This is a genomic window from Actinoplanes sp. NPDC020271 (assembly GCF_044388125.1).
GTDB lineage: Bacteria > Actinomycetota > Actinomycetes > Mycobacteriales > Micromonosporaceae > Actinoplanes.
The window spans coordinates 20,068-27,088 of record NZ_JBIRWQ010000052.1; the positions used below are offsets into that span (position 1 = coordinate 20,068).

At 64.7% G+C, this 7,021-nt stretch carries 6 protein-coding genes; 3 read left to right on the forward strand and 3 right to left on the reverse strand.

The annotated features are described in order from the left end of the window. Positions 1 to 9: 9 nt before the first annotated feature. The 3 genes from ACH442_RS46795 to ACH442_RS46805 are packed head-to-tail and all read right to left on the reverse strand — an operon-like array spanning position 10 to position 3,816. Entirely contained in the window at positions 10 to 900 is an 891-nt protein-coding gene (locus tag ACH442_RS46795) for an SAM-dependent methyltransferase (protein WP_396344692.1), read from the reverse strand. Beyond that, positions 897 to 2,966, reverse strand: coding sequence for an SAM-dependent methyltransferase (locus ACH442_RS46800; protein ID WP_396344693.1), 2,070 nt, complete (start codon positions 2,964 to 2,966; stop codon positions 897 to 899). The genes ACH442_RS46795 and ACH442_RS46800 overlap by 4 nt, the downstream gene beginning before the upstream one ends. 34 nt (positions 2,967 to 3,000) lie before the next feature. Continuing rightward, on the reverse strand, positions 3,001 to 3,816 hold the full coding sequence (locus ACH442_RS46805) for an SAM-dependent methyltransferase (RefSeq protein WP_396344694.1): 816 nt from the start codon (positions 3,814 to 3,816) through the stop codon (positions 3,001 to 3,003). A 350-nt stretch (positions 3,817 to 4,166) separates the two neighbouring features. Here ACH442_RS46805 and ACH442_RS46810 point away from each other — a divergent pair, with 350 nt between their 5' ends. From ACH442_RS46810 to ACH442_RS46820, 3 genes are all read left to right on the forward strand, one after another. Then, a complete protein-coding gene (locus tag ACH442_RS46810) occupies positions 4,167 to 5,039 on the forward strand; it encodes a helix-turn-helix domain-containing protein (protein WP_396344695.1) in 873 nt (290 codons plus the stop codon). 2 nt (positions 5,040 to 5,041) lie between these two features. Next, positions 5,042 to 5,263 (forward strand): DUF397 domain-containing protein, encoded by a 222-nt coding sequence (locus tag ACH442_RS46815; RefSeq protein WP_396344696.1) that lies wholly within the window; start codon positions 5,042 to 5,044, stop codon positions 5,261 to 5,263. 465 nt (positions 5,264 to 5,728) lie between these two features. Next, the gene (locus ACH442_RS46820; protein WP_396344697.1) at positions 5,729 to 6,991 is read left to right on the forward strand and encodes an XRE family transcriptional regulator; all 1,263 of its coding nucleotides are present in this window, start codon (positions 5,729 to 5,731) and stop codon (positions 6,989 to 6,991) included. Positions 6,992 to 7,021: the final 30 nt, after the last annotated feature.

A 7,021-nucleotide genomic window follows, 5' to 3' on the forward strand; every position in this document is an offset into this window, starting at 1 on the left:
GGGCCAGAGTCAGTCGGGTTTGCGGCCGATGCCGCAGTACAGGCCGACAGCGGTGTCGGGTAGCAGTTCGAACCGCGAGCGTTCATACGGCCTGCTGCGGTAGCGGTGTACGGCGATGATGCCGGGCGTGGTGAGTTTGAGACCGTCGAAGAACCGGCTGATCTCGGCCAGCGGGCGGGGGAAGGCCGGGATGCCGGACGCGGCGATGATGTCGGGCACCTGGGAGTGCAGACCCGTGGGCAGCAGGTCGAGACTGAGGTGGCTGATGACCAGGGCGCTGCGGGCCGGCAGGGTCGCGACGAGCTCGCGGAGCCGCTCGTAGGGGCGGTCGTCGTCGGGCAGGTAGTGCAGAACCGCGGTCAGCAGGATGCCGATGGGCCGGCGAGGGTCGAGCCCGCCTTGTTCGACAGCTCGAGTGAGGATGTCATCGGGATCGCGCAAATCGCCGTGCAGCACGGTGATCTGGCCGCGGCCGGGCTGGTTGATGAGTCTGCTTCGTGCCAGGTCCACGACGTGGGGGTCGTTGTCGACGTACACCACCGGGGCGTGATGGTTCTTCCAGTGCACGCAGTTGTGGATGTGCGGGCCGCTGATGTCTGGCAGCGCGGGAATTCCGGTGCCGATGTCGATGAACTGCCCGATGCCGGCGCCGGCCAGGTCGCTGGCCGCGTTCCAGACGAACCGGCGGTTGGCGCGGGCGGCTAGGGCCGCGGTGGGCAGAAAGTCGGTGATCGCTGCGGCCGAGGCCTGATCGGCGGCGGTGTTGTCATTGCGGCCCAGCAGGTAGTCGTAGCGGCCGGCACTGCTGGGCTGACCACGCCTGCTGCGGCTGGGCACGTTGCCTGCGGTGTAGCTGCCGGTCGTAACGAGGCCCGAAACCGGGGCTGGTGAAACGGTCATCGGACCCTCCCCACAACGCCGTACATACCGATCTCCTCGGGGCGCGGCACGGTCGTGCCGGCGTCGGGATTCCATGCGGCGACGGGAACCAGGCCTGGCTCTACCAGGTTCAAGCCATGCAGGTAGTTCCCGATGGCCGGCTTGGATCGCGCGCGCACCGGAGTCCGGCCGGCGGCATACATCTGCTCGTAGACGGCGACCTGGTCGTGGTCGCTGAAGTCAGTGGTGGCGTGGGAGATCACCAGGAAGCTGCCGGTTGGCAGCGGCGCCAGGAGCTGTTTGACCGCGGTGGCGGCGTCTTCGTCGTCGGGGATGTGGTGCACGACGGCGCCGAGCAGGACGGCGACCGGCTGACGCAGGTCGAGAGTGCCGCGGACTGCGGCACTGTCGAAGATCGTCTGCGGGTCACGGACGTCGGCTTGGACGTGGTCGACGTGACCGGCGGGATGGCTGACGTGCCGGGCCTGGATGTGCTGCATGACGACCGGATCGATGTCGACGTACACCACGCGGCTGACCGGGGCGATCGACTGGGCGATTTCGTGGGTACAGCCGGGCAGGGGAATGCCGGCGCCGATGTCCAGGAACTGGTGGATCCCCTCGCCCGTAAGGATGCGGACGGCGCGCTGCAGGAACGCTCGCGTCGCCGCCGCCGCGGTTCGTGCGGTTGGGAACGCGGCGAGCAGGTCCTGGCCCATCGCCCGGTCCGGCGCTCGATGGTCCTTGCCACCTAGCAGGTAGTCGTAGACACGGCCAGCCCGAGGCACTGTCCAATCCACCTGCTGGCCGACCTGTCTCGTGCGCCGATCTGCCACCGTCCGGCGCAGGAGGGACGGCGCCGGCACGTCGGTCGGCTGGCCTGGATCAGCGGCGGTCTGCAAGGGGCCGTCCCCGGCCGCGACGCTGTTGCGGGGATGTGAGTCGAAGAGGCCGATCTTGGCGTCGGAGGAGACCCCGAGAACGATGCGCAGTGCTCGCCGACGTTCCGGACCGGGCCAGGTCGTGTTGCCCAACTCGACGTCCTTGATCCATCGGGCAGTGACGCGCAGCGACCGCCTGTTTGGGTAAAGCTGGGCGAGTTTGCGGTTGACGGCAGCTGCGAGTTCGGCTCGCGACATCTTGATCCCCGGCTGTGTCGGGGACCAAAGAACCAGCCGATGATCCTCGAAATCCTTGTTGCGTTTGTTGGCCATCGGTGTCTCCTCTCTGGTGATGCGGCCGGAAACCTGACTCAGTGAAGGGTTGAGCTGCCGTCGCCTTCGATGCTGCGTGGCTACAGAGAGGGGCACCATCGCTGCGGCACCGCACTGCTGTCTTCGGCCACGGCGTTCATGCCACCGTCCTTGCGCCGATGGGCGGGCGAGACGCAGAGTGAAGCTGGAGCCGGCTAGCCAGGTAGCCACGGTGAGCCAAGGTGTAGTCCGGGCATAGCCAGCCGCCGGGTACCGGAATCTGGAACGCTCGGGGGCCGGGCGCGTAGCGGCCGTCGGCGAGACCCTCGGTTGCGGTCGTGCGGTCGTGCGGGCTTCGGCAAGCATGCGGTCGACCAGGTCGTCGCCGTGCTCGCCGCGGTAGCAGGACAAAACCCGTCCAAGCTCGGCATGGCCGAGGGCGCCGTCCTCGTGGTGATACACCGCCGTCGCCCGAAGTGCAGCGGCCATCAGGACTCGCCGCCGGTCACCCGACCTAACCGCTAATGCCGGATAGGTCCGGCAGGCGAGCACCGCGTCCTCGTGGCCCACGTACACGGCAAGGTCGGCCCAGACGGCGGCCAAGGGCAGCATCATTGGGGACGTCGCATCATCGATTGCCTGATGGTTGGCACTGCGGAAAGCGCCGATCGCGTCGACGACTGTGGCGAATGCAGTCTCCGGGGCGTTCAGCCGCAGGTGTGTCTCGGCTAGCAGCCCGCACCGGACCATGGCTGGCAGCGCGGCACTGGGGCCCTCGGATTCGACGCTGCTTGAACGGCGCAGCGTCCGCGCAGCGATGGCCGGTTGGTGCAGCACCTGCTGCCGCACCACCGTGAGCGCCATCCTCGCCGTCTCGAGCGCACCGGCAGTCACAACCGCTCCACCAATGCGTCGCTGCGACAGTTCTTCAGGGTTTGCACGCCACACCCGCCCAGTAGTAGGCCGCTTGCGGGCTGCCCGCAGAGGGCTCGTCCGGGCGCCAGGCGGAGACCGGCACCAAGCCAGGTTCCAGAAGTTCCCAGTCTCCGAAGAAGCTGGCGACCGCGCCGCGGTTGCGAGGGACCAGAGTCATGCCAGCATCGGTGGCGGCAGCCACGGCCTGCTGGACCTCATCCGGGTTGAAGTCAGCCGTCGGATGAGTGATGGCCAGATAGCTGCCGGAGGGCATCGCATCACGCAGCTGCGCAACCGTAGCCCATGGGTCGTCCTCATCGGTCAACAGCATGAGGACAGCGATCAAGGTGAGGCCGACCGGTTTGGTCAAGTCGAGAGTCTTAGCAAGCACAGCGTCAGTGAGGATCGACTGCGGTTGGCGAAGGTCCGCGTCAAGGTATCGGCAGCGTCCTTCGGCGGTACTCGTTAGCAGAGCACGGGCGTGTGCCAGGACAAGCGGGTCGTTGTCGACGTAGACGACGCGGGTCTCGGGGGCAGCCGTCTGCGCGATCTCGTGCAGATTCGGCGGGGTAGGGATACCGGTTCCCACGTCAAGGAACTGCCGGATGCCCTCCTTGGCGACCAGGTCGCGGACGGCGCGGTGGACAAACTTGCGGTTCTCTGCGGCCATGTACCGCATCCCGGGGATCGCTTGAATCATCGCCTCGCCGACCGCGCGGTCGATCGCGAAGTTGTCCTTGCCCCCTAGCCAGTAGTCATAGACCCGCGCGGAATGCGGCACACGCGTGTCGACGCCGCTGACACTGGTGCTCGCGGCGGCTTTAGCCATGATCGGCTCCTCGCATCGTCGTGTGGCCGGCGGTAGTGCATCGTTCTCGACATCTGACCTGCAGCGCAGTGCGAGGCTCGACACCGCTGTATCTGCAATTCGAGGAGATGCCTAATCTGTGTGCCTCCACAATCGCCTAGCCGCAAGGCGACAGGAATCCCTGTTTCATGGGAATCGAGAGGAATTTAAAAGGGAATCGGCGCGGGAAGTTTCCGCCGTGAGCTGCGGAAACTCTACTGGGCGGGATTCCGGAGCTCCAGGCTGCGTTTCGTGAGTGGGTTACGATGCCGACGTCGCCGCTACCCGTCGAGCGGCATCATCGAATGCGGCGGAGCAGGGAAGGTCGCGTTGTGAACTTCAGCCCTTATGTAAATCGGCTTTGGCTCGCCGCGGCGATCCTCGATGCTCGCAAACAGGCCGGATACACCACTGACAGACTGTCGCAGGAGACCGGCCTTCAACGGCAGAAGATCAGCCATATCGAGACAGCCAATCGACCGGTCGATCCGGCGGCCATCCGACTCATCCTGGAAGCCCTCGGCGCAGCGGCCCCTAGTCACGCCAAGATCATGCGAGCTGCCGAACGGGCCGCGGCGCAAGGCTGGTGGAAGCGCTATGACGACGAGATGGGTCCACGCCAGGCGCAGACCGCCGACCTGGAGGCAGGCGCCGCAGCGATCTTCGAATACCAGCCGTTTCTCATTCCCGGACTCTTGCAGACGCCGGACTTCGCACGGGCCCGCGCCGAGGCCGCACGCATCGCCCGCAGCCGCCGGTATTCCACCGCGCGCGATATTGAAGCGCGACAGCAACGCCAGGCCATCCTGTCCGCGCCGGCCGCGACACCATACGAGGTGATCATCGACGAAACGGCCCTTCGCCGCCGAACGGCCCCTGCCGACGTCATGCACGGCCAGCTGGAACACCTGATCGGTGCAACGCTGAACCTGCGGGCAGTCACCGTACGTGTCCTGCCGCTCGATGTGACCCTCGCGGAGCGGTTGCAAGCCCGTAGCGCATTCTCGTATTACACCTATACCGACCCCGTCGGTCTTGAGGTCGTCACCGTCGACACCAATATCGACGACATGGTCCTTACCGATGAGAACAAAGTTGGCCTTTATGCCAGCCTGCGTTCTGAATTGCAGGAAGACGCGCTGAGCGCGGCCGATTCCGTCGAACTTCTCGCCACCCTGGCGCAGGAATTGTTAGCAAGGAGATGAGTATGGAAACCACTGCGGCATCAGCGGCCCCCCGCCCGACAGGAGTGTGGTTTAAGTCGGGCCGCTCGGCGCCTGCATCCAACTGCGTCGAGGTCAAGTATCTCCCCGAGGGCGGAGTGGAGGTGCGCAACTCCAAGCGCCCAGAAGCCGGGTCGCTGGTCTTCACCGACGAGGAGTTCGCCGCCTGGGTCGGTGGCGCCAAGGACGGCGACTTCGACCGCTGACGGCGGTCCAAGCCCTAACACCGATGGGTGGCCTGCCCCAACCTATGCCCTTGCGGACCAGTAGGCCGCCCATCACTATACGTAGGCCTTGCTCGCTGCAGCCTCCGCTCCGCGCAGAAGGAGATGCGATGCCCGCGCTGGACGCGGTACCGAGCGAACGGGATCCGTGGTGCGCGCAGCTGGCTGTTCGACAGCGGACAGGCGGTACTACACGGGTTCAGGTTGGCTACTGCCGCGAGAACCGAAGATGGCGGGAGCCGGAGTCGTCGGTTTTGCTCAACGCCTTGCCGCAAGCGCACAGAGCCTCCAGCCCTGTGCGCTTTCCGACACCGCGTGGCGACGGCTGGCAGTCATCACGATGCTATGACCAAGTAGGACTCGACCAACATGGCGCGAAGAAAGACAGCCCGGACTGGAAAGCTGTCGATCATTCCCTATTCGAGCATACGTCTGCAGGAGGCGGCGATGTCTGCGCACGACGCGGTTCCCAACACCCTGTTCCGCGAGGCGCGCCGACGCTTGTTCGGCAGCAGACGGAACCTCGCCGACGCCGTCAATCGACTCGTCCCCGATGCCTACCGGGTCTCGGACAACGACATCGGCAAGATCGAACGCGGCCAGGTGACCTGGCCGCGCCAACCGCGTCGCGCCGCATATCGGCAGACACTTCAAGTTGCCACCGATCCGGAAATCGGCTTCTTCGATCGACGAACCCCACAAGCTGTAGGCGCCGGTTCGGCGGCCGAAGTCAGTTCAATCTCGACAGTCAATTCGGCACAACTGGCAAGATCATCGAGCCCCGAATACTCGGACGTCATTGCAGCAGCTACGAACCGCTGGAAAGCCCAGTTATTATCTGGATCGCCGGCTTCTGCGGTCGGCGCCGAGTCAGGCCATGAAGATGCGGGCACCTGGACCAGAATGGGCGAAAGGCCGCCGGGCTCGCTGGTTGATGACTTCCAGATCTTCGGCTCGCCTGCCGGCGACTGGAATAGTTTTTCTGTAGTCACTAGTATGCTTGCGCAGCAACGGCAGAATGTCGCACCTGCGGCACTGCTAAATCTGGTTGAGGCGCATCGCGAATGCCTGTCTACGCTATATCGGCATCCGGGATCACAGCTCATTCGGAAAGAAATCGGCGCAATGCTTGGTGAAGCCTCCATCGTTGCTAGTCGGCTGTGGAGCGCTCAGGGAAATCGGAGCATGGCCCTAGCGCATTGCGCCTATGCCAGACGCCTTGCTGACCAGTTGAAGAATCCTCACCTTGGAGCTACGGCACGCATATTCGAAAGCAATCTTCATTCTGAAGCGTCGACCCTAATCGAGGCCAACGGTGACGTCATGGTGGGTTTGAGACTCCTCGACGAGGCCGCTGGAGCTTCTGACCTGTTAACGGCGCCAGCGCGCGCTCGGATCGCAGCAGAACAGGCGCAAACCTTCGCTGCGCTCAACCTGCGGCGCGAGGCCGATTTGGCTTTGGAACGCGCTTACGAGGCAGCCGCGGAGATTAAGCCCGAAGACCGCATCGGACTATATAGCGACTGGAGCGTTAACCGCGTGCGAGTCTACGAAGGGACCTGCCAGCTTCTCTTGAAGAGTCCCACAAAAGCCATAGTGGTGCTCGAGTCAGCCGTCAAAAATCTCGCTGACGATCAGCAGCACACTAACCTCGGCCCTTCGTTAAGGGCTGTCCAAGGAGTGGGCCGGAAACGCAGAAGTGCCTTCTGATCAGGGAAAATAGGGCTTGTCGAAGGTCCT